This window comes from Streptococcus dentiloxodontae (assembly GCF_053206925.1).
In genome coordinates, this window is the sequence record NZ_JBRUHR010000008.1 from 32957 (window position 1) to 57749 (window position 24793).

The 24793-nt window shown below is 42.1% G+C and carries 23 protein-coding genes, 1 pseudogene and 1 other annotated feature; of the genes and pseudogenes, 23 read left to right on the forward strand and 1 reads right to left on the reverse strand.

The window, feature by feature from the left end:
• Positions 1–225: 225 nt before the first annotated feature.
• From ACVRZ8_RS05740 to ACVRZ8_RS05805, 14 genes and pseudogenes are all read left to right on the forward strand, one after another.
• Positions 226–1851, forward strand: a complete 1626-nt coding sequence (locus tag ACVRZ8_RS05740) for a site-specific DNA-methyltransferase (protein WP_447448360.1) — start codon at positions 226–228, stop codon at positions 1849–1851.
• Positions 1851–4118, forward strand: coding sequence for a DEAD/DEAH box helicase (locus tag ACVRZ8_RS05745; RefSeq protein WP_447448361.1), 2268 nt, complete (start codon positions 1851–1853; stop codon positions 4116–4118). Before ACVRZ8_RS05740 ends, ACVRZ8_RS05745 begins: the two co-directional genes overlap by 1 nt.
• 292 nt (positions 4119–4410) lie before the next feature.
• Positions 4411–4652: pseudogene (locus ACVRZ8_RS05750) on the forward strand (DUF8821 family protein); the annotation flags it as partial.
• A 278-nt stretch (positions 4653–4930) separates the two neighbouring features.
• Positions 4931–5548, forward strand: a complete 618-nt coding sequence (locus tag ACVRZ8_RS05755; protein WP_447448362.1) for a TetR/AcrR family transcriptional regulator — start codon at positions 4931–4933, stop codon at positions 5546–5548.
• A 13-nt stretch (positions 5549–5561) separates the two neighbouring features.
• Positions 5562–5861 carry a YciI family protein gene (locus ACVRZ8_RS05760; RefSeq protein WP_447448363.1) on the forward strand — a complete coding sequence of 100 codons (300 nt, stop codon included), beginning with the start codon at positions 5562–5564 and terminating at the stop codon, positions 5859–5861.
• A 14-nt stretch (positions 5862–5875) separates the two neighbouring features.
• Positions 5876–6292 (forward strand): cupin domain-containing protein, encoded by a 417-nt coding sequence (locus tag ACVRZ8_RS05765; protein ID WP_447448364.1) that lies wholly within the window; start codon positions 5876–5878, stop codon positions 6290–6292.
• Between the two features lie 46 nt (positions 6293–6338).
• Positions 6339–6662 carry a carboxymuconolactone decarboxylase family protein gene (locus ACVRZ8_RS05770; RefSeq protein ID WP_447448365.1) on the forward strand — a complete coding sequence of 108 codons (324 nt, stop codon included), beginning with the start codon at positions 6339–6341 and terminating at the stop codon, positions 6660–6662.
• Between the two features lie 263 nt (positions 6663–6925).
• Entirely contained in the window at positions 6926–7879 is a 954-nt protein-coding gene (locus tag ACVRZ8_RS05775) for an aldo/keto reductase (RefSeq protein ID WP_447448366.1), read from the forward strand.
• Between the two features lie 155 nt (positions 7880–8034).
• The gene (locus tag ACVRZ8_RS05780) at positions 8035–8553 is read left to right on the forward strand and encodes an NAD(P)H-dependent oxidoreductase (RefSeq protein WP_447448367.1); all 519 of its coding nucleotides are present in this window, start codon (positions 8035–8037) and stop codon (positions 8551–8553) included.
• 93 nt (positions 8554–8646) lie between these two features.
• Positions 8647–9111 (forward strand): flavodoxin, encoded by a 465-nt coding sequence (locus ACVRZ8_RS05785; protein ID WP_447448368.1) that lies wholly within the window; start codon positions 8647–8649, stop codon positions 9109–9111.
• A 197-nt stretch (positions 9112–9308) separates the two neighbouring features.
• On the forward strand, positions 9309–9923 hold the full coding sequence (locus ACVRZ8_RS05790) for an SDR family oxidoreductase (protein ID WP_447448369.1): 615 nt from the start codon (positions 9309–9311) through the stop codon (positions 9921–9923).
• A 359-nt stretch (positions 9924–10282) separates the two neighbouring features.
• Entirely contained in the window at positions 10283–12040 is a 1758-nt protein-coding gene (locus tag ACVRZ8_RS05795; RefSeq protein WP_447448407.1) for a 1-deoxy-D-xylulose-5-phosphate synthase, read from the forward strand.
• A 36-nt stretch (positions 12041–12076) separates the two neighbouring features.
• Positions 12077–13066 carry an aldo/keto reductase gene (locus ACVRZ8_RS05800; RefSeq protein ID WP_447448370.1) on the forward strand — a complete coding sequence of 330 codons (990 nt, stop codon included), beginning with the start codon at positions 12077–12079 and terminating at the stop codon, positions 13064–13066.
• A 324-nt stretch (positions 13067–13390) separates the two neighbouring features.
• Positions 13391–14245: an aldo/keto reductase gene (locus ACVRZ8_RS05805; protein WP_447448371.1), complete on the forward strand. Its 855-nt coding sequence runs from the start codon at positions 13391–13393 to the stop codon at positions 14243–14245.
• A gap of 122 nt (positions 14246–14367) precedes the next feature.
• On the opposite strand, the gene ACVRZ8_RS05810 is transcribed toward ACVRZ8_RS05805, so the two are convergent.
• Positions 14368–15243, reverse strand: a complete 876-nt coding sequence (locus tag ACVRZ8_RS05810; protein WP_447448372.1) for a MurR/RpiR family transcriptional regulator — start codon at positions 15241–15243, stop codon at positions 14368–14370.
• Between the two features lie 188 nt (positions 15244–15431).
• Here ACVRZ8_RS05810 and ACVRZ8_RS05815 point away from each other — a divergent pair, with 188 nt between their 5' ends.
• From ACVRZ8_RS05815 to ACVRZ8_RS05855, 9 genes are all read left to right on the forward strand, one after another.
• Entirely contained in the window at positions 15432–16799 is a 1368-nt protein-coding gene (locus tag ACVRZ8_RS05815) for a PTS transporter subunit EIIC (protein ID WP_447448373.1), read from the forward strand.
• 81 nt (positions 16800–16880) lie between these two features.
• The gene (locus ACVRZ8_RS05820) at positions 16881–18311 is read left to right on the forward strand and encodes a 6-phospho-beta-glucosidase (protein WP_447448374.1); all 1431 of its coding nucleotides are present in this window, start codon (positions 16881–16883) and stop codon (positions 18309–18311) included.
• Between the two features lie 33 nt (positions 18312–18344).
• Complete coding sequence (locus ACVRZ8_RS05825; protein WP_447448375.1) at positions 18345–18983, forward strand: YczE/YyaS/YitT family protein; 639 nt, start codon at positions 18345–18347, stop codon at positions 18981–18983.
• A 322-nt stretch (positions 18984–19305) separates the two neighbouring features.
• The gene (locus tag ACVRZ8_RS05830; RefSeq protein WP_447448376.1) at positions 19306–19740 is read left to right on the forward strand and encodes a hypothetical protein; all 435 of its coding nucleotides are present in this window, start codon (positions 19306–19308) and stop codon (positions 19738–19740) included.
• A gap of 86 nt (positions 19741–19826) precedes the next feature.
• Positions 19827–20127: a binding site (T-box leader), on the forward strand.
• A gap of 200 nt (positions 20128–20327) precedes the next feature.
• The gene (locus ACVRZ8_RS05835) at positions 20328–21074 is read left to right on the forward strand and encodes an amino acid ABC transporter permease (protein WP_447448377.1); all 747 of its coding nucleotides are present in this window, start codon (positions 20328–20330) and stop codon (positions 21072–21074) included.
• A complete protein-coding gene (locus tag ACVRZ8_RS05840) occupies positions 21067–21897 on the forward strand; it encodes a transporter substrate-binding domain-containing protein (RefSeq protein ID WP_447448378.1) in 831 nt (276 codons plus the stop codon). The genes ACVRZ8_RS05835 and ACVRZ8_RS05840 overlap by 8 nt, the downstream gene beginning before the upstream one ends.
• Positions 21898–21912: 15 nt before the next feature.
• On the forward strand, positions 21913–22614 hold the full coding sequence (locus ACVRZ8_RS05845; RefSeq protein ID WP_447448379.1) for an amino acid ABC transporter permease: 702 nt from the start codon (positions 21913–21915) through the stop codon (positions 22612–22614).
• A complete protein-coding gene (locus ACVRZ8_RS05850) occupies positions 22607–23350 on the forward strand; it encodes an amino acid ABC transporter ATP-binding protein (protein ID WP_447448380.1) in 744 nt (247 codons plus the stop codon). Before ACVRZ8_RS05845 ends, ACVRZ8_RS05850 begins: the two co-directional genes overlap by 8 nt.
• Positions 23351–23374: 24 nt before the next feature.
• A complete protein-coding gene (locus tag ACVRZ8_RS05855) occupies positions 23375–24709 on the forward strand; it encodes a lanthionine synthetase LanC family protein (RefSeq protein WP_447448381.1) in 1335 nt (444 codons plus the stop codon).
• The last annotated feature ends 84 nt before the right edge of the window (positions 24710–24793 follow it).

The window sequence follows — 24793 nt, forward strand, 5'->3', positions numbered from 1 at the left end:
TATTAATCAATCGTTATAGAATACCTTTAAAGCAATAGGTATGCTATAATAATCATGATATTTTATTATAAAAATAGTTGATAAGTAAAACCATAGGAGTATAATCTATGAGCACAGCACAGCACAGCACAGCACAGCACAGCACAGCACAGCACAGGTAATTAATACCTTTTTTTCAGTATACTCAAAAACACTTTCAATCGTTGAGATTGGAGGTGTTTTCTAATGCCTGCGACATTTAACGAACGCCCCCATCAAAATGAAAAGGCAGAGGCGCTTGCTTATGTGAGACATTTAATGGAGCAGGCAAGGAAAGAGTCGAACCATGAAGACCTTTCTAAATTGGAGAAATTGATAGAACTTATTGATTCAAAGCGTTACGGTTTGGTCTGGGAAGAACATGCTGAATTGGTCGAGGAAGAGATGAAAACAAAGATACCTGTTTTCATCGAGGACGAGATCAGAAAAATTCATGGCAATCCAGATTCAACTGATTATAATTTCTTGCTTGAGGGAGATAATCTTCACAGCTTGCACCTTCTTCAAAAGACCCACAAAGGAATGATTGATGTAATTTACATTGACCCGCCTTATAATACAGGCAATAAGGACTTTGTCTACAATGATAAGATTGTGGATAAGACAGATACCTTTTCACATTCTAAATGGCTATCTTTTATGAGTAAACGGCTTGAGATTGCACAAGAACTCTTGAGTGAAACAGGTGTTATTTTCATTTCTATTGATGATAATGAACAGGCACAGTTGAAGTTATTGTGTGATGAGATATTTGGGGAGGAGAACTTTATTTGCAATTTTCTTAGAAAAACGAAGTCAATGACAGGGGATGATGGAAACGGATTAAATATTCAACATGAATATTTGATATCATATGCTAAGAATAAAAGGAAGATTCTTTTTTATGGAGAGAAAAAAACATTTGATAACTATAGTAATCCAGATAATGATCCCAATGGCATTTGGTGTCCAGCGGATCCTAGTGCAAAAAGCGGCGGAGAATCAACCTATTTTCCTATAAAAAATCCATATACAGGGAGGAAAGATTACCCTCCTAAAGGAAGATATTGGGCTTTTTCAAAGAGTACTTTAGAAAAATACATAAAAATGGGTAGAATAAAATTTAAAACGGACTATAAAGAAAATCAAAGAGGCTTTATTTTTAAACGATATGCTGAACAAATGGAAGTTAAAACTCTTCCTGTAGATTCACTAGTATTCACCGGTAATGCGTATATGAATTCAACAGCAACGTTAGAAATAAAGAATATTCTGAATAATAGTGAATTTAGTTATCCTAAGCCGACAGTTTTTATAAAACAAATAGTAAGATATATATCTTCAAAAAACTCCACCATTCTCGACTTCTTCGCTGGTTCTGGTACGACGGGTCATGCGGTAGCTCAGCTTAATAAAGAGGACGGTGGCAATCGCAAGTATATCCTGTGTACTAATAATGAAAATAATATCTGTGAAGAGGTGACTTATAAGCGTTTGTCAAATATTCAAGAGGAGCTTCCTCATAATCTCAAGTACTTCAAAACACAATTCATTGATAAAGATGATGAAGACTTAGAGTATGCTCTTTTGAATAATGTTAAGACCTTGATTGAGCTGGAGCATGCTATTGACTTAAAAGAAAGTGATAAAGCTGTTGCCTTTACATTATCGGAAATTCGGAATCTTGATTTAACAGGGATCAAAACGGTTTATGTGCGCCAGCATTCCCATGCCTTGATGGAAAAAGAAGATAGGCTGAGATATGAAGGTGTTGAGCTGGTTGATGTGCCAGAATATTATTTTGCAAAAGAAATGAGCGAGGCAGGACTATAATGAAATTATTTCCATTTCAAGAGCAGGCGGTACAAACCCTGCAAGATAAATTCTTCTATTCTACAAAACAAACAACGGTCTTTTATGCTCCTACGGGAGCAGGAAAGACAATTATGTTAATCAATCTGATGGATAGAATCATAGAATATAATCCCAATCCTTATGATTATGTCTTTGTCTGGCTGACACCGGGGAATGGTGAGCTGGAAGAGCAATCATGGAATAAATCAAAAAATTACGGAAAGTTTGTCAAGTCTATCACTCTTGATGAAGCTTTGACTGGTGGTTTTCAAGCGAATACGGCAACTTTTTTGAATTGGGAACGTGTCAAAAATGACAAAGCTATTGCCTTGCGTGAAGGAGAAACTAAAAACCTTGATGACATCATTAAATCGGCTAGAAACAGGGGACTGCACTTTGTTTTGATAATTGATGAGGAGCACCGCGATCAAACGGAGAAGGCTCAGAAAATTATCGATAAATTTGAAGCAGACAAGATTATCCGTGCTTCTGCAACGCCTAAATCATCTTCACCAGACTATGATAATGTGCAAGTCAATGATGAAGATGTCATTTCTCAGGGGCTTATTGTACGTAATGTAGAGCTCAATCCGGATGGTGTTGATGGGGATATTGTTGATAATATGGTACAGTATTTCTTGGATTTTGCAGATGACAAACGGCGGCAAATCAAATCGGAATATGAAAAGTTGGGTTTGTCCATCAATCCTCTGGTACTTGTTCAATTTCCTGATGAGAAAAAAGCCAATAAGGACGAGCGCAATAACTTAATTAAGCAGGTTAGAGCTTATCTATCTGAAATTGGTCAGGAAGATGGCAAAGTAGCGACTTGGTTGGCTAATGAGAAAATCAATGTTGCAGATATTGAAAAAGCAGATAGTTCTGTGAACTACCTACTGATGAAACAGGCTGTATCCACTGGTTGGGATGCTCCGCGTGCCAAGATTTTAGTCAAATTACGTCTCAACACAGACCCCAACTTCACCCTGCAAACCATTGGACGTATTCGCAGAATGCCTCAGCAAAAGCATTATGATAATCCTTTACTGGACAATGCTTTTATTTATTCTAACGACCAAAAGTATATTGCAGATGTCTTGCGAAAGGGAGAGGGAGCCTATATTGCAACTTATGAACTAAAGGAAGACATTCCTGATTTTCAGCTAACCTCAGTTAAACCTAATCTACGTTCTGGGTTGGCAAATAGTGAGGTTGTGACTTCTCTTCGACAACAGTTAAAAAAAGAGTATGGTCTCATTGAACAGAATGGAAAACAGAATCAGGAAAAACTTGAAAGTTATGGCTTTCGATTTGGGAAAATAATTTATCAGCGATTAGCAACATCGGATAAATTGGAACGCGATATTCTTTCAGAACAGCAACAAACTTATGAGATTGGTATGCCAGTTAATCCTCGCGATAACCGTTTGGACTTGCTGAATGCTGAACAAGCCATTCAGAAATATCTCTACCGTGACACGCCTAGTGATGTCAACCATATTTTATTGGAATTATTTTCAAATCGTAGTGAAGAACCAAAAAAACGATTTTTAAGTTTAAAACCTTCTGAGTTTATGGCATTCGTTATCAATAATTATAAATTACTTCGTGATACGGCTAAAAAGGCAGATGCACAAGGTCTATTTGATAAACAATTATCCTTAGACTATGGCATCAGTCATGATGAACTTGATCTTGTACCTTTTGCCATTCCTAAAACAGAAATGTATCAGGCTTTAAAAAATGAAACAAAAGAAGTTTTTTCCAAGAATATTTATAAGGGTTATGGAAAAAATAACTGGGTCACAACCTCAAAACCAGAAAAAGCTTTTGAAAAATGGCTTGAAAATACCGAGCAAGTGAAGTGGTGGTACCGAAGTAAAGACAGAGGGGATAACTATTTCTCTGTTGCCTATGGACAGAAAAAAGAAGGCTTTTTCCCCGACTACATTTTTCTTGGCACAGATGGTAGAACTTATATTGTTGAGACCAAAGGTGGAAACAAGCAAAATATTGATACTTACTCTGAAGCAAAGTTTAAAGCAATACGAGAGTGGGCCGAGAATAAGATGACCAATCCTAATGGTGCAAAATTCGCTTTTGTTCGTCCTATAATAGATAATACTGGAGAAGTTGCTGGTCTGTTTTTCAATAATACAACTTGGAAAGAAGACGTTAATGATAGAGAATATTGGAAACCGATGAGTGAGTTTTTTCAGAATAATTTATTTGATGAAAATAAGTAATTTGTTAAATCGCCAAAGCCCTGACCAAAAAAGTCGGAGTGGAAGTGTGATAAAATCTAAGAACCTGTATTCACAAAATTCATCTGAATGATATAGGTAGAAAAAAGCGACCGAAAGGTCGCTAAGACGACAGTAGCCGCCGTGGTGATGAGATTGTTGCCCGTTTCGGGCAACAATCGTGGGGATTTTCGAGACCTTAGGCTCGAAAATTAGGCATGGAACGGCGTAGTCGGTCGCTGCCGTCCCCACCACTTAAGGCAGACTGTCACAAAAATTCTTATGAATACAAGTTCTTATTTTTACAGCCAAACCACTGGAGATTGCTCAGCATTTCTTAGAGGAAAGGATTCTCTGGTCACACGTTTTCTATAAAGATAGCTGGGCTATCAATATTCTCTATGAGTTAGACAATTCCAAGAAAAGAGCTGTTAGTCTGAAACTATCAGATGGTATGGATATTCCAGCGGAATTGACTAATCCGTTTAATTTGACCGCCAAAAATTAAAACTAGCTGGTACTATTCGGGGGTCTTAGGTCGGCCTCAAAGCTGACAACTAAGAATTATGGTTAGGCTAGGTGATTGAAAGAACTAAACTAAAATACATGAGGCTGGGAAAGTCCTGCCTCTTTTGTTAGTTGTTGAGTTATTTCCCACTTCCATCAATCCTAATCAACTGTGCGGATTTTTGATACTGTTTTTTCTTTTTAGCAGCTAATTTGAATATTTTTATTTGACATTGTGTCATAAAAGAGTATAATGAAAGTATATAAAGTGACACGGTGTCACAATAAAAAAGAAAGTTGGCTGGAGAATGGCTCGTATTTCTAAAGTGGAAGGTCTGAAAAGGCAGGAAGAAATTATTGATGTGTGTGCGGAGCTCTATCAGCACATGTCTTTCAAAGAGATTAATATAAAGGAAATCGGCAACCGTATCAGCTTTACTCGCACAGCGATTTACACTTATTTTGACAATAAGGAAGAAATTTTTCTGGCACTTTTGGAACGAGAGTATCTGGCTTGGGAACAGGATTTACAAACCATGCTGGTACAGGAAAGCTTAAATAGAGAGGCATTTGCTCAGTCTATGGCAGACAGTTTGGCGAAACGTCAGACCATGTTAAAGATTTTAGCGGTAGATATGAGCTCGCTGGACTGTGAGAGCCGAATGGAAAAACTAACGGCTTTTAAAAAGGTTTACGGACGTTCTTTGAGTCTGATGGCTGATATCCTTGAAAAGTTTCAGCTGACCAGCGGTCAAGAGGAGACTGAATGCTTTATTTATGCTTTCTTTCCTTTCTTGTACGGCATCTATCCCTATACGACGGTCACAGAAAAACAAATAGAAGCTATGAAGCAGGCAAATGTTCCCTATGTTTTTCTGTCTGTCGAGCAAATCGTCAAAAACAATATCTTAACTTTATTGAAATGAAAGGAGTTTTATCATGTATCTTATCCATATCACCATCAAAGCTGACCAAGTACCAGTTGATAAAGCAGAAAGTCTGCTGGCGGCTCACCGCGCTTGGTTTGGTGCCCAAGCTCAAGCGGGATATTTTCTGGTTGTTGGTCCTTATAAGGACAGAAAAATGGCGGGAGTGGTCATGGCACAGGCCAATAGCAGAGCTGAATTAGATGACATCATCGCTCAAGATGCCTATTATCCTAATTTAGCCAGCTATGAGGTCCACGAATTTCAGGCTAATATTATCGCAGATAATATAACAGATTATAAAGGTCAATAAAAGGAGGTCTCAAAATGACTGCAAAAGAAGAATTACTAAAGGACTTAGTCTTTGCAATAGGAGACAGCAATCAAGATTATCAAGACTTTTTCGTCGGAGAATCTTTTCTCAATACCTTGGCTTTGGCTCCAGATGGCTCTCTCCAAGTTGGACAGGTAACTTTCGAACCGGGATGCCGTAATAATTGGCATATCCATAAGGATGGTTACCAAATTTTGCTGGTGACAGGAGGCCACGGCTTGTATCAGGAAGAGGGCAAGCCTGCCAAGCATCTGAAAAGCGGTGATGTGGTCATTACCAAAGAAGGTATAAAGCACTGGCACGGAGCACAGGCGGATTCTTGGTTCTCTCACATTGCAATCACTGCTGGTTCAGGCCAATTCTTTGAACCAGTGTCAGAAGCCGATTATCAAAAGGCTAATGAGGGATAAGTTGCCCTGAATTTTATTTGCAGGTTAAGAAAGGATAGGTATCATTATGGAAAAAATAGTACAAACAGCTGGCCGCAATCAACTAGGAGATTTTGCTCCTGACTTTGCCCATTATAATGATGATGTGCTCTTTGGGGAAAATTGGAACAATCAGGATATTGACCTGAAGACGCGCTGCATCGTTACAGTGGTAGCTTTGATGGCATCTGGTATAACAGATAATTCCTTAAAATATCACCTTGAAAATGCCAAAAATCATGGAGTGACCAAGGACGAAATATCTGCTGTTATCACACATGTTGCCTTTTATGCAGGCTGGCCTAGGGCTTGGGCTGTCTTTAACTTAGCTAAGACAGTCTGGACAGATTAAGAACCTGTATTCACAAAATTCATCTGAATGATATAGGCAGAAAAAAGCGACCGAAAGGTCGCTAAGACGACAGTTGCCGCCGTGGTGATGAGATTGTTGCCCGTTTCAGGCAAGAATCGTAGGGATTTTCGAGACCTTAGGCTCGAAAATTAGGCATGGAACGACGCAGTCGGTCGCTGCCGTCCCCACCACTTAAGGCAGACTGTCACAAAAATTCTTATGAATACAAGTTCTAATTCTAATATAGAAAAGAGGAAAAAATAATGACAACACAAACAGAAGCAAAAATTGCCCTTGGGACATGGTCATGGGGAACTGGAGGATCTGCTGGCGGTAATGCCGTTTTTGGAAATAGCTTAGATACAGCAGATTTAAAAGATGTATTTGATGCCGCTATTAAGAATGGATTGAATCTTTTTGATACAGCCTATGTTTATGCTAATGGCGAATCGGAACGTATCTTAGGTGAATTAGTTTCTAGTTATGACCGTGAGCAAGTTTTTATCTCAGATAAATTCACTCCAGGTGTCCAAAATGACGATGCTGAAAATCCAGTTGTAGATATGCTTGAAGGCAGTTTGAAGCGTCTTGGGACAGATCGTATTGATATTTATTGGATTCATAATTCAGCTGACGTGGAACGCTGGACACCGCTTTTGGCAGATGCTGTTAAAACCGGGAAAGTCGGTCGTGTTGGCGTGTCTAACCATAGTTTAGAACAAGTCAAACGCGTCCAAGAAATTCTAAAACCACACGGTATTAAGCTATCAGCTGTTCAAAATCATTTTAGTCTGCTTTATCGCAGTTCCATTGAAGATGGTCTGCTGGACTACTGTAAGGAAAATGACATCCAATTTTTCTCTTACATGGTTTTAGAACAAGGTGCCTTATCAGGCAAATATGATGAGAAGCATCCATTGCCTGCAGATTCAAATCGCGGTAAAACTTATAACCCTATGTTTCCAGCTTTAGCAGATTTGCTGAATCGCTTGCGCAGCCTTGCAGACAAGTACCAAGCTTCGCCAGCGCAAATTGCGACAGCTTGGGCCATCGGACGAGGCACTACGCCAATCCTCGGTGTGACTAAAGTGGAACAAGTCCTTGATGCGGCAAAATCAGCCGATATCCAATTGACAACTCAAGAAGTTTCAGAACTTGAAACCATGGCAGCAGCCTCTGGTGTGGATACACGCGGCGGCTGGGAAGGCCAAGCCTAAATTTGAACTTGATTCGGTTTCTGGCTGTGTTGTCTTGACTTACCAGACTTCAGTCTATTCCTCGTCGTCGCTATCTGGAAACTGCGAAAAATGCGACGAGATGATTTGCCGATGTTTCCCCTTTTTCAGAACTTAAACATAAGAAAGAAGAAACGATGAAAACAACTATTTTTCTTTTTCACCCTCATTTGAATAGTCAGTCACGTGTTAATAAAGCATTAGCAGAGGCAGCAGCTGCTGCAGAATTTGAAGTACGTGACATGTACAGCATTTATCCAGATTTTCAGATTGATGCTAAAGCAGAACAAGAAATCCTTGAAGCAACTAATCGTATCGTCCTTCAATACCCCATTTACTGGTATCAAACACCTGCCCTGCTCAAACAATGGTTTGATGACGTTTTGCAATACGGCTGGGCTTATGGCTCGAAGGGGACAGCCCTTCAGGGCAAGGAAATCATCTTGGCACCGTCCTTTGGTGCTGGTGCTGCTGATTATACTTTGGATGGTCGTTTTCATACTACTATAGCAGAGCTTTTGAAGCCCATCGAAACCATCCAATACCATACAGGCTTGGTCTTTAAAGAAGCTTTCGTGATAACAGGAGCGCTCAATCTGACCGATGAGGAGATTGCTGAAAAAGCTCAAGCTTATGTCGCTCATATCACGAAATAAAGCTTGACTTGGGGAGGACTCTAGGGTCTGCAATAAAAATAACAAAACTGCCTGAAACGACAAGGCAGTTTTATTGGAGAGTGAGGTATTTTAATGAAAACCTTGATCCTTTATTTTTCGAAAACAGGAACGACCGCAAGGGTGGCTCAGCAGTTGGCGGGCCAACTAAGCGCTGACCTCTATGAGATTAAGGAAGCTCAGAATTATAGTTCTGCTGATTTGGATTGGACCAATCCGACCAGCCGTGCTAATCGTGAGCAGGAGGATGAAACTGCCCGTCCTGCTTATGCTGGAATCTTACCTGACATCACCAGCTATGACCGCATCATCATTGGTCACCCAACCTGGTGGGGACGGCCGCCCCGCATTATCCAGACTGTCTTGGATGATTTGGAGCTGACTGGTAAAATTTTGGCATCATTTTCAACTTCAGGTGGCTCGACTTATGCCCAAGCGCAGCCAATTCTATCAAGCTATGCTGCAGGTGAAATCCTGCCAGGCTCAGTTCTTAATAGCAGTTCTGCCATTTCCCAATGGCTCAAGAAAGTGGAAAGATAGGATGGCATTTGTCACCTTGAATACGGGAGCATGTTCCCTGACGCTTTATTCTGGAAGAAGGTGTTAGCGCCATTCCAAATAAGCTAACAAGGATTGCATGGCTCAGAATTTTGCCGTTTTTGATTTCGGTCTTACAGAAGGAGTATGGTTGGCCGCCTCTTTGGTTGGAATGGATAGAAGAAAGGAAGTGACATGATATGAAAATTTTTGTAGCAGGAGCCACGGGTCGTGTGGCTAGTGAAACATTGAAAGTCTTAGTGGCAAAAGGGCATGAAGTCACTGCTGGCGCTAGACGGCCTGAAGCAATTGCTGCTATGGGGAGTCTTAAGGCTGTTCAGATGGATTTGCACGGATCGGTCAATGACTTGGCAAATCTAATCAATGGTCATGATGCGGTGATTTTTACAGCTGGATCACGAGGGCAAGACCTCTTGCAGACCGATGCTTATGGAGCGGTCAAGCTTATGCAGGCTGCTGAGAAGATTGGTATTAAGCGTTTTGTGATGCTGAGTGCTCTCTATACACTGACGCCTGAAAAGTGGTCTGACAGCTTGATGAATTATTACATCGCTAAATTCTTTGCGGACAACTATCTGGTCAATCAAACTGCACTGGATTACACCATCATCCAGCCTGGAATCTTGGTGGAAGAAGCGGGAACAGGTCTTATTTCGACAGAGACTCAAGACACGACTTCTATCCCAATTCCTGATGTTGGCGCTGTGCTGGCAGAGGTCGTGGATAAACCATCAACCTATAAACAAATCATAGAAATCCACCCTGGCAGCACCGCTATTGCCAACAGTTTCTAACAAAATTTGAGAACCTGTATTCACAAAATTCATCTGAATGATATAGGTAGAAAAAAAGCGACCGAAAGGTCGCTAAGACGACAGTTGCCGCCGTGGTGATGAGATTGTTGCCCGTTTCGGGCAACAATCGTGGGGATTTTCAAAGAGTATTAGGCTCGAAAATTAGGCATGGAACGACGCAGTCGGTCGCTGCTGTCCCCACCACTTAAGGCAGACTGTCACAAAAATTCTTATGAATACAAGTTCTGAGAAAAGTCTTGCTTTAGAGCAAGATCTAAGTTTTATAATGACATTATCGAACATATAATCAATGCAGATCGTTAAAGGGTCCCTGTACCCTAATAAAGGAGGTCTATATGATACTTGAAACCATCACATCACCAGCTGATGTCAAAGCCTTGTCAGCTGAAGACTTGCAAGTGCTTGTCAATGAAGCACGTCAAGCACTGCTTGAAAAAACCAGCCGTCATGGCGGCCACAACGGTCCTAATTTTGGGGTTGTTGAAATGACAGTAGCTCTCCACTATGTTTTCAATTCACCAGTGGACAAGTTTATTTTTGATGTTTCTCACCAATCTTATGTGCATAAAATGCTGACAGGACGTGCTCAGGCTTTCTTGGATGAGGCACACTATGATGATGTCTCAGGTTATACCAATCCTAAGGAAAGTGAGCACGATCTTTTCACGGTGGGGCACACGTCAACCAGTCTTTCTTTAGCGTCAGGTGTGGCTAAGGCGCGTGATTTGAAAAAGGAAGCTTACAATGTCGTAGCTATTATCGGTGATGGCTCCCTTTCTGGAGGCATGGCTTACGAAGGTCTTAATCAAATCGCCACAGAAAATACCAATACGATTATTATCGTCAATGATAATGACCAATCCATTGCAGCCAATCCGACTGGCGGTCTTTATACAGCCCTTCGCAGTCTTCGCAGCAGCAAGGGTCAGGCTAGCGACAATCTCTTCAAGGCGCTAGGCTATGATTACCATTATCTTGATGAAGGCAACAATCTTCAAGCCCTCATTGCCCTTTTCCAAGAGGTTAAGGACAGCGACCACCCTGTTTTACTCCACATTCATACAGAGAAAGGGCACGGTGTTCCCTTTATGGAAGAAAATCGCGAAGCTTTCCATGCAGGCGGTCCTTACAATCCAGAAACAGGTCAGTATTTGAGATCTGGTCATGGCGGAGCGACCTATAACAGTATTACCACAGACTATCTTTTAGATGCCATGGCTAAAGATCCAACGGTTATTACTCTCAGTGCTGGCGTGCCGATGATTATTTTTAATCAAGAGCAGCGCAAACAAGCTGGTCAACAGTTTGTGGATGTGGGTATTGCGGAGCAGCAAGCTGCAACTATGGCAACAGGTCTTGCCAAAAATGGCGCTAAACCTGTTTGGCCTGTTTTTTCAACCTTCTTACAGCGGACTTATGACCAGCTGTCGCATGACATGGCGCTCAACAATCAACCAGCGACCATCTTGGTTTACAGTGCTTCTATCCGTGGCATGAATGACGAAAGTCACTTGGGCTACTTTGATATTCCATTCCTGTCGCATCTTCCCAATATAGTTTATTTGGCGCCAACATCGAAAGAAGAGCACCTCGCCATGCTGGATTGGGCGGTCAATCAAGACCAGCACCCAGTTGCTATCCGTGTGCCGGTAGGTTCTCTTCGTGAAACAGGACAGGCTGATACGACGGATTACAGTCAGCTCAATAAAAACCAAGTGACACAAGAAGGCAGTCAAGTGGCTCTCTTTGGTCTTGGAAATTTCTATGGCTTGGCAGAAGAAGTGGCTGCAGTCTTGAAAGACCAACATGGTATTACGGCAACAGTTGTCAATCCGCGCTTTATTACTGGTTTGGACACTGACTTGCTGGACAGTCTTAAGGAAAATCATCAGCTTATTGTAACGCTTGAAGACGGTATTCTTGAAGGCGGTTATGGTCAAACCATTGCCAGCTACCTTGGTGATACTGATCTCAAAGTACAAAACTACGGTATTGATAAGGCCTACCATGACCGCTATGATGCTAATCAGGTTATGGCTGATAATGGCATCACTGTTGACAATATCGTTAACCGTATCTTGGAAAAATTAGCTTAACGATTGCATGCAGCAAAACGTAAAAGGAGGTTACTTATGGAATACACGAAACTTGGAAATACAGGCCTTGAGGTATCAAAAGTCTGTCTTGGCGGAATGAGTTTCGGCGACAGCAGCCGAGGCGGTATGCACAAAGACTGGATTTTGGACGAAGAAAGAACGCGTACCATCATTAAGAAAGCTTTGGAGGTGGGAATTAATTTCTTTGATACCGCCAATGCTTATGGTTATGGCTCCAGTGAAGAATTTATGGGCCGGGCTCTTCGTGATTTTGCCAACCGTGATGAGGTGGTACTGGCCACTAAGCTGTTTTTTGGCGATAGTCCTGATTCAGTTCCCAATACGACTGGCCTGTCCCGCAAAGCGATTTTCAATCAGGCTAATGCCAGTCTGAAGCGGTTGGGTACAGACTATATTGATATTCTCTATATCCATCGTTGGGATTACCAAACCCCGATTGAGGAAACAATGGCTGCGCTTAATGATTTGGTGCGCTCCGGAAAGGTGAGGTATCTGGGAGCATCAGCCATGTATACTTGGCAATTTCAAAAGGCCCAGTATGTGGCTGAAAAGAACGGCTGGACTAAGTTTTCTGTTATGCAGAACCATTATAATCTGCTTTACCGTGAAGATGAGCGGGAAATGATTCCTTTCTGCAAGGATTCAGGCCTTGGTTTGGCTCCTTACAGTCCCTTTGCCGCTGGCCGTGTCATTCGTGACTGGGATGCCGATACAGCGCGCAGTAAGACAGATTCATTTTCCAAACTTAAATATGATGAAACGCAGGCTCAAGACCGCATTATCGTTCAGCGCGTCGCTGATTTAGCTGAGAAATACGAAGTCAGCAGGACGCAGATTGCTCTGGCCTGGCTTTGGCAGAAAGGGATTGACGCTCCTATTGTGGGTGTCACTAAAGAAAAATATTTGGATGACTATCTGGGTGCCTTTGATGTCAAGCTGACCAAAGAAGATATGCACTATCTAGACGAAAAATACCTTCCACATAAGGTTGTCGGTGCTTTGTAAGCAGCATTTAGTCAGGGATTGACTAGTTGAGGTTGGAAATAGAAAAAAGCGTAGCTTTTGTCTAAGAGCACACTCAGCAGTTGTTCATCAGGTACTAAAGTACCTGATGAACTGTGCAGAGGGAAATTCTAGGTTGACTAAAGTCTCGGTTATCTCAGATCGTCCACTGGACGTTTTGAGTCCCAACTACTGCGTCTTGTAAATCTAACTGGAAAATTGAGAGGCTGAGGACTTTTATCCCAGCCTCAAGATACAAAAAAAGGTTATTTTCAAGTCTCAGCCTTTGGGCTATAATAAAATCATCAAAGAAAGCGAGGAAGAAAAATGCAATACACAACTTTAAACAACGGTGTCAAAATGCCTATGGTTGGCTTTGGTGTTTTTCAAATTCCTGACCAAGATCAGTGCCAAAAGGTGGTGGAAGAAGCCATCAAGACAGGCTACCGCCTCATTGACACGGCTGAAGCCTACGGAAATGAAGAAGCGGTCGGAAAAGCCATCAAGGCATCAGGAGTCCCGCGTGAGGAGCTTTTCATCACGACCAAGGTTTTTATTCAGCATATGAGCTATGAAGGGACTAAGGAAGCTTTCGCAGAATCTCTGAAAAAGCTTGACTTGGCATACCTTGACCTTTATCTCCTGCATCAGCCTGTTGGCGATACTTTTGGGGCATGGCGTGCGCTGGAAGAACTTTACAAAGAAGGGAAAATCAGAGCTATTGGTGTTTCCAACTTCAAACCAGACCAGATTGCTAATCTGTCTCTTTTCAATGATATCACTCCAGCAGTCAATCAAGTAGAAGTCCATGTTTTCAACCAAAAAGAAGAGGAAAAAATCTATCTGACTTCAAAAGGCATTCAAATGGAAAGCTGGGGAGCTTTTGCAGAAGGCCAGTTTGACATTTTCAACAATCCTATTTTGACAGAAATTGCAGCTAAGTATGGCAAATCAACTGCTCAAGTTATGCTTCGCTGGCAACTGCAGCGCGGTATTGTCAGCCTGTCTAAATCTGCCAATCCTGAGCGTGTCCGTCAAAATTTCGACATCTTTGATTTTGAGCTGTCAGATGAGGACATGGCAAAAATCACCACAATCAATACCAACACAACCGTTTTTGCAGACCATCACGATGCTGCAACAGTTGAATTGCTGGCTGGTTTTGTGGGCAAGAGCTTTTAAAGTTAAAATGACTCGAAAATAAATAGAGACTCACACTAAATGGGGTCTCTATTTTTTCATTTGAGGAAACTTTTTGTCTCATTTTCAAAGGTATCAGCTGTTTGACATCTGGTAAAAAATGGTTATTGTTTAAGATGGCTGCCTTTCGTTTGCCGACTTGCTTCAAATCTTTCAGAGTGATTGGTACGGTAATCAAGATTGTCCTCATAGTGTTTAGCGAAGATGAGACCATAAAGGAGATCAAGCAGGTAAGTGATAGAAGCATCATTAGCAAAGGTGGCAATTTTAGAGTAGAGTTTTTCACGTGTTGACATCTTGATATGAACATCAGCTAATTTTGAGAAGGAACTCTCACCAAAATTGGAAATGAGAATAATGGGGACATGATTGCGATAAAAATTTGTCACCATTGGTCGCAAACTGCCTGTCTCTCCTGAGTAACTGATAACCAACACGCAATCTCTCGGTGTTGACATAGTAGCAGCAAGACTGCCTTCTCCATGCAAAGAATGAACCGAGACATGCTTTTTGATACGATTCATATTGTATTTGAATTCATTGGCCAATAGAAGGTTATTAGTGACAGCAATGACATGAATAGTCTCAGCTGTGTTTAACAGATCAGCTGCTTTTTGAATGGTGTCATTGGTTAAGAGTGATAATGTGTCTTCAATGGCTTCTTGTTTGACCTTGGCAATGTTATTGGCAATGGTTAAGGGATGATCATTTTTTTTGAAGGGGAGGTTGGCATCAATCTGGTTTTTTGATTTTTCAAGATAGTGTAATTCCTCAAGATAAGCTTGCTTAAAGTCTGTCCAGCCTTTGAAATTTAGGCGCTTTGCAAGCTTGACCAAAGTTGATTTTGAGCTAAAGGTCTCTTTGGCAATCTGTGTGGTTGAGAGTTTTTCAATATTGAATTTCTCTTTTTTAATAAAATCGACAATAATTTGCTCGCTGTTTGAAAAGGGAGTGATGTCTAATTTTTCCTGAATGAGCATGTCTAGTCTCCTTCTGTAAAAATTTTTGATTGCTATTTTGAAAACGCTGTTCTAAAAAATGCTGCCTTTATTTTAACAAATTGTGAACAGTGTTTTCAAATATATGAATGCGGTTTCATTTAGATTCTGACTGTGTTATGATACAACTAAGCAGGGATTATCCCAGAGAAAAATTAGCGAGGTATCATATGGATAACAAAAAATTAGCGCTGACTATTTTGGAATTAGTTGGCGGCCAAGAAAACATTACCAGTTTGACACATTGTGCGACACGTTTGCGCTTTGTTTTGAAAGACGAAAGCAAGGCTAAAACTGATGAGATTAAAGCTTTAGAAGGTGTCATGGGTGCCGTTCAAAATGGCGGCCAATATCAAGTCATCATCGGACCAGACGTTCCAAATGTTTACCAACCTTTGGTGGAAGCAGCAGGACTTGGTTCGGATGATCAAACACCAGCTGAGGAAGTGGAAGGGCATAAAACATGGCTTGAAAAGCTCATGGCGACCATTTCTGGTATCTTCACACCAATCTTGCCAGTTATCACAGCTGCTGGTATGATTAAGGCCGTTTTGTCTTTGCTGGTTGTCTTTAAAGTCGTTACAGCAGATGACCAAAACTACCAAATTCTAAATTTCATTGGTGATGCAGCTTTCTATTTCCTTCCAGTCTTTCTTGGTGGAACAGCTGCCAAGCAATTTAAGGCCAATCCTTATCTTGGAATGCTAGTCGGGGCTATCTTGATTCACCCAACGTTTGTGACCATGGTGACAGCGGTTAAGGAATCTGGCGGAAGTATTAGTCTCTTTGGTTTGCCAATCTATGCGGCTTCTTATTCATCAACCGTTATCCCTGTTATTCTCGGTGTTTGGTTCATGTCCTACGTGGAACGTCTGGCAGATAAGATTTCACCAAAATCAATCAAGTTCTTCTCAGTTCCCTTGATTGCCGTTTTGATTAGCTCACTCGTTACCTTATTTGTCTTGGGACCAATTGGTTCAGTCGTTGGGACTTGGTTGGGTGAATTCTTCAAATGGTTGGAAAACTTCGGACCTTGGGTGGTGCCTACCATTGTTGGTACGGTATCACCATTCTTGGTTATGACAGGTACTCACTATGGCTTGGTTTCTATTGGTATCAACAACCGTATGACGTTGGGATATGATACTGTTGTTCAGCCGGGGATGTTAGCTTCAAACGTTGCTCAAGGCGGTGCGGCATTAGCCATTGCCTTCAAAACAAAAAATACCAACAAAAAGGCTTTGGCATCATCCGCAGGGATTACCGCAGTCTTTGGGATTACTGAGCCAGCCTTGTACGGTATTACTCTTCAAAATAAAGCAGCCTTGATTAGTACCATGGTCTCAGGTGGTATTGCTGGTTTCTTTCTCGGAATCTTTAATGCCCGTAACTTCTCAGGCGGTTCACCAGGCCTTTTGACTATTGCCAGCTACATCGGTGACAATACACTTTACTATTTCTATATCGCCATTGCAGGTTTGGTGATTTCCTTAGTAACATCATTTGTATTGACCTTATTCTTGTATAAAGAAGACTAATACTCTTTAAGTAAAAAATCGAGCTGGTTTAGTTCAAGTTTCTGATATTTAAGTAGTGATGAGTAAAGAAAGGATGATTTCATGGCACGATTGAGAGATGATTTTTTATGGGGTGGTGCGACAGCTGCCAATCAAGTTGAAGGTGGTTACTTAGAAGGCGGAAAAGGTTTATCTTCGGTAGATGTCATTCCAAAAGGAGACTACCGCAAGGCCGTTATGCGTGGTGAGATGTCTTATAAAGACTTACCAGCGGATAGCTACTACCCAGCGCGTGAGGCGGTTGATTTCTACCATCATTACAAGGAAGACATTAAGCTCATGGCAGAAATGGGCTTCAAAGCTTATCGTTTTTCCATGTCTTGGGCGCGTATTTTCCCGAAGGGCATTGAAAAAGAGCCTAATGAAGACGGGTTACGTTTCTATGAGAAGGTTATTGATGAGTTGCTTAAGTATCAGATTGAGCCAGTCGTGACCATTTGTCATTTTGATGCACCGCTTTATCTGGTGGATACTATCGGTTCCTGGAAAAGCAGGAAAATGATTGATGCCTATGTCACCTACTGCAAAGCCATTTTCACGCGTTTTAAAGGCAAGGTCAAGTATTGGCTGACTTTCAATGAAATCAATATGCTCTTGCACCTGCCTTTTATGGGCGCAGCTATTTCTTTTGAAGAAGGAGAAAATAGGGAGAAAGTTCTTTATCAGGCTGCCCATCATGAATTGGTTGCCAGCGCACGTGCGACTAAGCTGGCCAAGGAAATTGATCCTGCTAATCAAGTTGGCTGCATGATTGCGGCGGGGCAATACTATGCGCAAACCTGCCACCCTAATGATGTCTTGGATGCGGCGGATAAAAACCGCAAGAATTTCTTTTTCATTGATGTGCAATCACGCGGTCAGTATCCGGCTTATGCTCTCAAATTTATGGAGCGAAAAGGCATCACACCAGAGATGACAGATGAGGATTTGCAAGTTCTTAAGGAAAATACTGTCGATTTTATTGGCTTTTCTTACTATTCGAGTCGTTTAACGGGTACTTTGAATCAAGAGACTGAAGAAACCAGCGGCAATGTTTTTCCAACGCTGAAAAATCCTTATTTGGAGCGCAGTGAGTGGGGTTGGCAAATTGACCCAGTTGGACTTCGCATTACCATGAATGCTCTTTACGATCGTTACCAAAAACCGCTCTTCATTGTGGAAAATGGATTAGGTGCTAATGACGAGGTTAAGACGGACGGTAGTATTGACGATGATTACCGTATTGACTATCTGCGTCGTCATATTGAAGAGATGATCAAGGCGGTTGATCTGGATGGTGTTGACTTGATTGGCTATACCCCTTGGGGTTGGATGGATTTGGTTTCAGCCTCAACAGGTGAAATGAAAAAACGTTATGGCTTTGTCTATGTTGATAAGGATAATGATGGGCAAGGCAGTCTCAAACGTATCCCTAAAAAATCTTTCGCTTGGTACAAGAAAGTCATTGCTTCAAACGGAGAAAACTTGGGATGAGCATAACAATAAGTTATTTTAGAAAGGGATCAGATGCTTAAAAGAATTCTGATATTTTGCTTGGGTGTTCTAACCTTAGCCTTTGGCATTGTTTTAAATACCAAGACTTTGCTGGGTGTGTCCTCCATCTCATCGGTGCCTTATGTCGTCAGTGAACTAACAGTTTTGACTCTAGGACAGGCTACCATGATCATGTACGGACTTTACATTCTGGTACAGGTTGTGCTTCTCAAAAAACTAACCCTCAAAATTATCTTGCAGCTCCCTTTTTCCTTTCTCTTTGGGCTTATCGTTGATGTGTTTGATGGACTATTGCAGCTGACGCCAACCAACCTTTTCTGGTCCCTTGTTTATCTAGCGCTGGCTATTGTGATTACAGCCTTTGGTGCTTATTTGGTCGTTTCCATGAATTTAGTCCTCAATCCGCCAGATGGCATTGTCAATACCATTGCTTTTGTCAGTCACAGAGAATTTGGCCGTATCAAATTGATTTTTGATTGCAGTATGGTCAGCCTTTCGCTCATCATATCTTGGATTTTTAGTCGCCAGCTTATCGGCTTTGGCATTGGAACCATTGCCTCTGCTCTTTTTATTGGACAAACCATCTCCCTCTTTAACAAGTTATTGGATAGCCGTCTTAAAACAGTTGGGCAAAGCAGAAGAAAGATGTAAGCTAAGAAGCCACAGCAGTGGTACGCTTTTTTGGTGAAAAGTTGAAACAAATCATTTATCCTCAAGGACTAACCTAAAATGAATAAATACTGTAAATTGGTAGCACCATGATATACTTCATCATGGTGTTTTGGTTTTTATAATCATCATAGATACTTGTTAGTCATCAAGGAGGAATCTTATTAAAAGTTATTTACTAACAGGAGCTAGCAGCGATACCGTCTACAAAAACAGCAGTCTATTTTGTCATTAAAATGTAATCCTCTTTCTGATAAGTTAGTGCTATCATACAGGTAAGATTAAAATGAAAGGTGGTACCGCCATGGCAGACTTACTTATTCGTCGTAAAATAAGCTTTTTAAATGACAGAGGCTGGCTCTTTTTGGTTCTTGATAAGAAAAAAGTAAAGGGACGTCTCACGGTTATCCCAGATAGGAAAATCCCTATTCCTGAAGGAGAGCATGAACTCTATGTGACGGATATTTTGGGCTTTACCAGTCCAACGATTACCATTACAGCGAGTGGTCAAGAGACACATCGGGTCCTCATTGGCAACAGGCTGTCTATTATACTTATCATTGCCCTTCTGCTTCTAGCCACCGTCTTCTTAAAATGGTTTCCGCTTATTACCTTACAGGCTAGTTTAGCCACTACGATTGTTGTCGTTATGTGGATTCTCTTCTTCGCCTCTTACTTTCTCTTTCTCAGACATCGTTTGTATACCATCAAGGAAGAAGCTGCTTTGTCCATCCCATAAGGAAAAATTATGACGGGCTATAAAAAATATAGATTTGTCAGGAAAATATTTTGAGGCTATAATAGCTTCCAACAAGTAAAATAAAATGAAGCGCGATAAAAAGATGAGTAAATCAGGCGAAGATTATCAGAGAGCTGCTGTTAGGTGAGAAGCAGCAATCAGAAGCCGATTGAATATGGTCTTGAAGCGAGGTGGGTCAAGTGTTTTGCGAAGCCCATCCGGGAACTCCCGTTACAGGGTCAGGGTATTTCTTAAAGAGTACTTTTGCCGATTTTCTGTAAAAGAAGCCGATTGTATTTGTATGAAAATAAGCAGTGCCCGCAAAGAGGGGCAGCTGTCATTGTCCAAATAAGGTGGTACCGCGGAAGAAGCACTTTCGTCCTTATCCTGCTGACAAGCAAAGGAAGGACAAGGTGCTTTTTGTCTTCTCCAAATACATACAGAAAGGATAGACTTGTCGGCCTGCAAATGCTGATACGCCATAAAAATCAAAAGCAGTAAGGCTAAACCGTTCCAGCGGCGCATCCTTTTGATTTCCAAAGCGTATGAGCAGTCCGAAACTTTTGACAAGCTGCAAAGGAGAAGATATGTTTTTCGATTTTCATTATCTGCTGAGTCTGTTTCCTCAAATTATCAAAGCCTTTCCCATTACGTTTTTTATCGTTGTCGTATCAACGGCAGTCGGTTTGATTTTGGGTTTGCTGCTGGCTGTTATCCGATTAGAGAAGGTTCCTGTTTTAAATCAGCTGACTATTGTTTATACCTCTTTTGTTCAAGGGACTCCAGTTATCGTACAGCTCTTTATCGTCTATTATGGAGTGCCTTACCTCTTATCTCTGTTTGGTCTTGATACTTCAGGAATTAGCAAGCTGACATTTATGTATATTGCCTACGGGTTGAATTCGGCCGTTTATACGGGTGAGATTATCCGCTCGAGCATTGCCAATGTGCCTAAGAGCCAATTTGATGCAGCTTACTCGCTGGGAATGACCAAGGTTCAGACCTATCGCCATTATATTATTCCTCAGGCTGTTAAAGAGATGATTCCCAACATCGAGCTGTCAATCGTGTCGCTCTTGCAGAATTCCTCTTTGGCGACCTATCTGGGAATTTACGATATTATGGGAAAAGCACAGCTGGTAGGAGCCAATACGGCTCACCAAATTGAGGCTAATATTGACGCAGCTATTATTTTTATTATCTTAAGCATTGCTATTCACCTTGCTTTTAAGACACAGTTTTATCATGAAAAAGAAGAAACCGAAGTTGTTGAAGCAGGTAAATATTCAAATACGGAAAAAGGATTTAAAAAAGGAGAACTAAGCTATGAGTAAATGGAACTGGAAGAAAAGTCTGAGCGGTCTTGCGGTTTTGGCCCTGATTGGAGGCGGTCTCTACTACGGTTTGTCAGGCAACAGTGATTCAGGCGGTGATGACAGCAACAATGCCGATGCCAAAACCATTGTAATCGGGACAGGGTCAAATTTTCGTCCCTTTGTCTATCAGGATGATGAAGGCAATGATACGGGTTATGAGATAGCCTTGCTTAAGGCCATTGATAAGGAACTGCCTCAGTATAAGTTTCAAATTGATCATTATGAATTTTCAAATCTTTTCCCAGCACTTGAAAATGGCAAGATTGACATTGTTGCCAATCAGATTGAATCTAATGACGAACGCCGCGCCGAATACGACTTCAGCGAAGTCGGCTATACCAACTATGACCTGCATATCCAGTCACTGACAGGAGGCTATGAATCCTTGGACGATCTTCAGGGTAAAAAAGTCTACGCTATCGCTGGGGGCAATGCGCCAGCCCTTTTGGAAGCTTATCTGAAAGAGCACCCAGGAGCTTTTGAGATTGTCTATGGCAGCTGGTCGGATCAGGTACTTTTGGAAAATTTCAAAAATGGAACAGTCGATGCCACTCTGGCTACTAAATACACTGTCAATTACACCAACAAGCAGCTGGGTTCAGACTATAAAGCCTCAGAAGCTGCTGTCAACCAGTCGTCAACCTACTATCTTTTCCGAAAAGATGATAAAAATGAGGCTGCGCTTAATAAGGCCGTCAGCAAGGTTCTGAAGCAATTTAAAAAAGACGGCACCTTAAAAAAGCTGTCTGAAAAATACCTCGGCGGCGATTATACAGAATAAGGAGGGGAGGTCTCTATGGATTATCAATTTGTGTGGAAGTGCATTAAGACAGCCTTGGAGTATACGCCCATCACGCTTTACATCAGCCTGGCTGCCTTTGCTTTGGGATTGCTTATTGGCGTGCCTATCGCCCTGATTCGCTTTTACCGGCTGCCCTTTTGGTCCAGGCTCTTTGAATGGCTGACCAATCTGTCAAATAGTATTCCGCTTTTATTGACCCTGACGATTGTTTATCTGCTGACTATTCCGGCGGTGCCTGCAGCCGGCCGTCTCTTAGGTCAAAAGTGGAGCTTTGAGAATTTTCCAAGGGAATGGATTGCCATTGCTGTTTTGGGAATTTTCGCTGTTAATTATGTGTCAGAAGCCATCCGTGCCAGCCTCCTGTCCGTTCCTGAAAATCAGTGGGAGGCTGCAGCATCTGTCGGTCTCAGCCAGCGGCAAACCCTCTTTAGAATTGTTCTGCCTCAGGCTTTTAAGGCCAGTATTCCCGTTTTTGGCAATATTATTACCACGCTGATTAAGGGGTCAGCCTTGGTTTCGGCGGTTTCTGTCGTTGATTTGTTAAATGCGGTGCTGATTGCCAGCCAGATTAATTATAACTATCTGGAAGCTTATATTGCGGCAGCTATTGTCTATTGGGGTATCTGCCTGCTGATTACTTTTATTTTCAAGCAGCTTTCCCAGCTTTCTTTTCAGGGAGGATTTTCGCATGATTAAACTAAGCCACCTCAATCAAACTATCTCAGGCAATACGATTCTCAAGGATGTGTCGCTGAATTTGCCAAAAGGGGAGGTCATCTCAATTATCGGCCCCAGCGGTGCCGGCAAGACGACCTTGATTCGCTGCCTGAATCTATTAAACATCCCAGACAGCGGCGGCATTTCTTATGGTGATAAGGTTATCCAGTTTCCCAAGGTCAGCCGTGACGACTTGAGAGCCATTCGGCAGAATACAGCTATGGTCTTTCAGCAATACGCCCTTTTTATCAATAAAACGGTTTTGCAAAATGTCACTGAAGGCCTGACCATTGCCAGAAAAATTGACCGTAAAGAAGCACAGGAAACTGCCCGATCCCTGTTGGAGAAGGTTGGGCTCTACGATAAGCGCCATGCCTATCCTCATAGTTTATCGGGCGGCCAGCAGCAGCGTGTCGGCATTGCTAGAGCTTTGGCCTTGGACTCAGATTTGATTCTCTTTGACGAGCCGACATCAGCTCTTGACCCCGAAACTATCGGTGATATTTTAGATTTGATTCAGGAGATTGCTCGGGAAAATCAGGATAAAACCATCGTTATCGTCACCCACGAAATGCAGTTTACCCATGATATTTCAGACAGGGTGATCTTCATGGAAGACGGGCAGATTATTGATTCGGGCAGTCCCGAAGCTATTTTCCGCCATCCCGAAAACTCACGGATTCAGACCTTTCTGCGCCGTGTCCGTTACCAATAAAGATTAGAAAGCAGGAATGTTATTATGACAGAAACACTTACGAAAGCAGTTATTGCCCCAGAGCAGCTCTTGCAGACAGCAGAGCAGGCTTATCAGTATATCCAGTCAAAGCGTGTTGAAACCAAGCATGGCATTAAGTATTCTTTAGAAGGCTCTGCTAATTCCGATCCGTATTTCGATGAGATTTCGCTCTACTCAGGCTCTGCGGGCATTATTCACTTTTTACTTCATTTCTATCAGGTCACAGGAAATGAGCAGTACCTGCAGGATGCAGAGGCGGCTTTTCCCTACATCAATTACCGCTGGAAAGAAGCGCGCGAGTTGAGTCTGGCTTTTTCGCCTTGGGCCTTCACTTCAGGTTACACAGGTGTTGCTTTTGCAGCAGCTGAGCTTTACAAATTCACCCAAAAGGAGGTCTATAAGACCTTGGCTGAAGAGATTACTGACGGAGCCATTGCTGATGCCAAGGTGTCAGAAGACGGCGTCGGACGCTACTGGACGGGTTCCTTTGGAATTCTGGCGGATTCTGGGACATTCTTGGAAATTCTGTCACTGGCTGAGCAATTTGACCGTCAGGACTGGCGGGATTTCGCGGTGGAAGCGGGACGTGTCCTGCTTAATAAAGGCCTTGATTATGCGGATGGCGGACGCTATTTTGAAGGTTCGTCCTTTGGCGGTAAGATTATTCCCGGCTTTCCAATCGGGGCAGGCGGCGTGGCCTATACGCTGCTTAAGCTCTATCAGGCCAGCGGAGACAAAGCTTTTCTGGAAGCGACATCTGGTGTCAAAGATTTTTACCACGCTATCTATGAGCATCAGGGGGACACCATCAAACTGCCACACGATTTGCCGAGTGAAGAGCCTGTTCACTATCTGGGCTACTGCGGGGGCAATGCAGGGCTGATTCGTTACTTGTACGAAGATTACAAGTTTAGCCATGATGAGGCTAATTTGGCTGAGATTGAGCAATTAATCCAGTCAATTGTTGATTTGGGAGCGCCGGAGGAGCATTCGGCCGGCTACTGGCACACGGTTGCCTACTGCTGCGGCAGTGCTGGTTTTCTCAATGCCTTTCTCAGTGTTTGGCAGATAACGGATAAGGACAAGTATCTGGACTATGCTAAACGTACCGCTCTGCAATTATTAAAAGACGGTGATTTATATGAAAACGAAGGGAAAACGGCGATTAAATGGGAAGAAGCCTATACTAGGCTGGAGCCGGATAATATTTCCGCCCCAATCGGATTTTACGAAGGAGCAGCAGGAGTTGCTTCGGTCTTACTTCAGCTCTATTCAGCCTTAAAGGGAGACTATCAGGTTTCCCGTATCATTGATGATCCTTTCCCATCTACTTATTAAGGCTTTATTCAGAAAAAGAAATAAAAATTTGTTGTAACTGTTGACGTTATATCCAAAAAGAGGTATACTTTATGGCAAGATTGT

Excerpts from the sequence above, each read along its gene's own strand:
- ACVRZ8_RS05740 (WP_447448360.1), top strand. The coding sequence starts at position 226 with ATGCCTGCGACATTTAACGAACGCCCCCATCAAAATGAAAAGGCAGAG.
- ACVRZ8_RS05745 (WP_447448361.1), top strand. The coding sequence starts at position 1,851 with ATGAAATTATTTCCATTTCAAGAGCAGGCGGTACAAACCCTGCAAGAT.
- ACVRZ8_RS05755 (WP_447448362.1), top strand. The coding sequence starts at position 4,931 with ATGGCTCGTATTTCTAAAGTGGAAGGTCTGAAAAGGCAGGAAGAAATT.
- ACVRZ8_RS05760 (WP_447448363.1), top strand. The coding sequence starts at position 5,562 with ATGTATCTTATCCATATCACCATCAAAGCTGACCAAGTACCAGTTGAT.
- ACVRZ8_RS05765 (WP_447448364.1), top strand. The coding sequence starts at position 5,876 with ATGACTGCAAAAGAAGAATTACTAAAGGACTTAGTCTTTGCAATAGGA.
- ACVRZ8_RS05770 (WP_447448365.1), top strand. The coding sequence starts at position 6,339 with ATGGAAAAAATAGTACAAACAGCTGGCCGCAATCAACTAGGAGATTTT.
- ACVRZ8_RS05775 (WP_447448366.1), top strand. The coding sequence starts at position 6,926 with ATGACAACACAAACAGAAGCAAAAATTGCCCTTGGGACATGGTCATGG.
- ACVRZ8_RS05780 (WP_447448367.1), top strand. The coding sequence starts at position 8,035 with ATGAAAACAACTATTTTTCTTTTTCACCCTCATTTGAATAGTCAGTCA.
- ACVRZ8_RS05785 (WP_447448368.1), top strand. The coding sequence starts at position 8,647 with ATGAAAACCTTGATCCTTTATTTTTCGAAAACAGGAACGACCGCAAGG.
- ACVRZ8_RS05790 (WP_447448369.1), top strand. The coding sequence starts at position 9,309 with ATGAAAATTTTTGTAGCAGGAGCCACGGGTCGTGTGGCTAGTGAAACA.
- ACVRZ8_RS05800 (WP_447448370.1), top strand. The coding sequence starts at position 12,077 with ATGGAATACACGAAACTTGGAAATACAGGCCTTGAGGTATCAAAAGTC.
- ACVRZ8_RS05805 (WP_447448371.1), top strand. The coding sequence starts at position 13,391 with ATGCAATACACAACTTTAAACAACGGTGTCAAAATGCCTATGGTTGGC.
- ACVRZ8_RS05810 (WP_447448372.1), bottom strand. The coding sequence starts at position 15,243 with ATGCTCATTCAGGAAAAATTAGACATCACTCCCTTTTCAAACAGCGAG.
- ACVRZ8_RS05815 (WP_447448373.1), top strand. The coding sequence starts at position 15,432 with ATGGATAACAAAAAATTAGCGCTGACTATTTTGGAATTAGTTGGCGGC.
- ACVRZ8_RS05820 (WP_447448374.1), top strand. The coding sequence starts at position 16,881 with ATGGCACGATTGAGAGATGATTTTTTATGGGGTGGTGCGACAGCTGCC.
- ACVRZ8_RS05825 (WP_447448375.1), top strand. The coding sequence starts at position 18,345 with ATGCTTAAAAGAATTCTGATATTTTGCTTGGGTGTTCTAACCTTAGCC.
- ACVRZ8_RS05830 (WP_447448376.1), top strand. The coding sequence starts at position 19,306 with ATGGCAGACTTACTTATTCGTCGTAAAATAAGCTTTTTAAATGACAGA.
- ACVRZ8_RS05835 (WP_447448377.1), top strand. The coding sequence starts at position 20,328 with ATGTTTTTCGATTTTCATTATCTGCTGAGTCTGTTTCCTCAAATTATC.
- ACVRZ8_RS05840 (WP_447448378.1), top strand. The coding sequence starts at position 21,067 with ATGAGTAAATGGAACTGGAAGAAAAGTCTGAGCGGTCTTGCGGTTTTG.
- ACVRZ8_RS05845 (WP_447448379.1), top strand. The coding sequence starts at position 21,913 with ATGGATTATCAATTTGTGTGGAAGTGCATTAAGACAGCCTTGGAGTAT.
- ACVRZ8_RS05850 (WP_447448380.1), top strand. The coding sequence starts at position 22,607 with ATGATTAAACTAAGCCACCTCAATCAAACTATCTCAGGCAATACGATT.
- ACVRZ8_RS05855 (WP_447448381.1), top strand. The coding sequence starts at position 23,375 with ATGACAGAAACACTTACGAAAGCAGTTATTGCCCCAGAGCAGCTCTTG.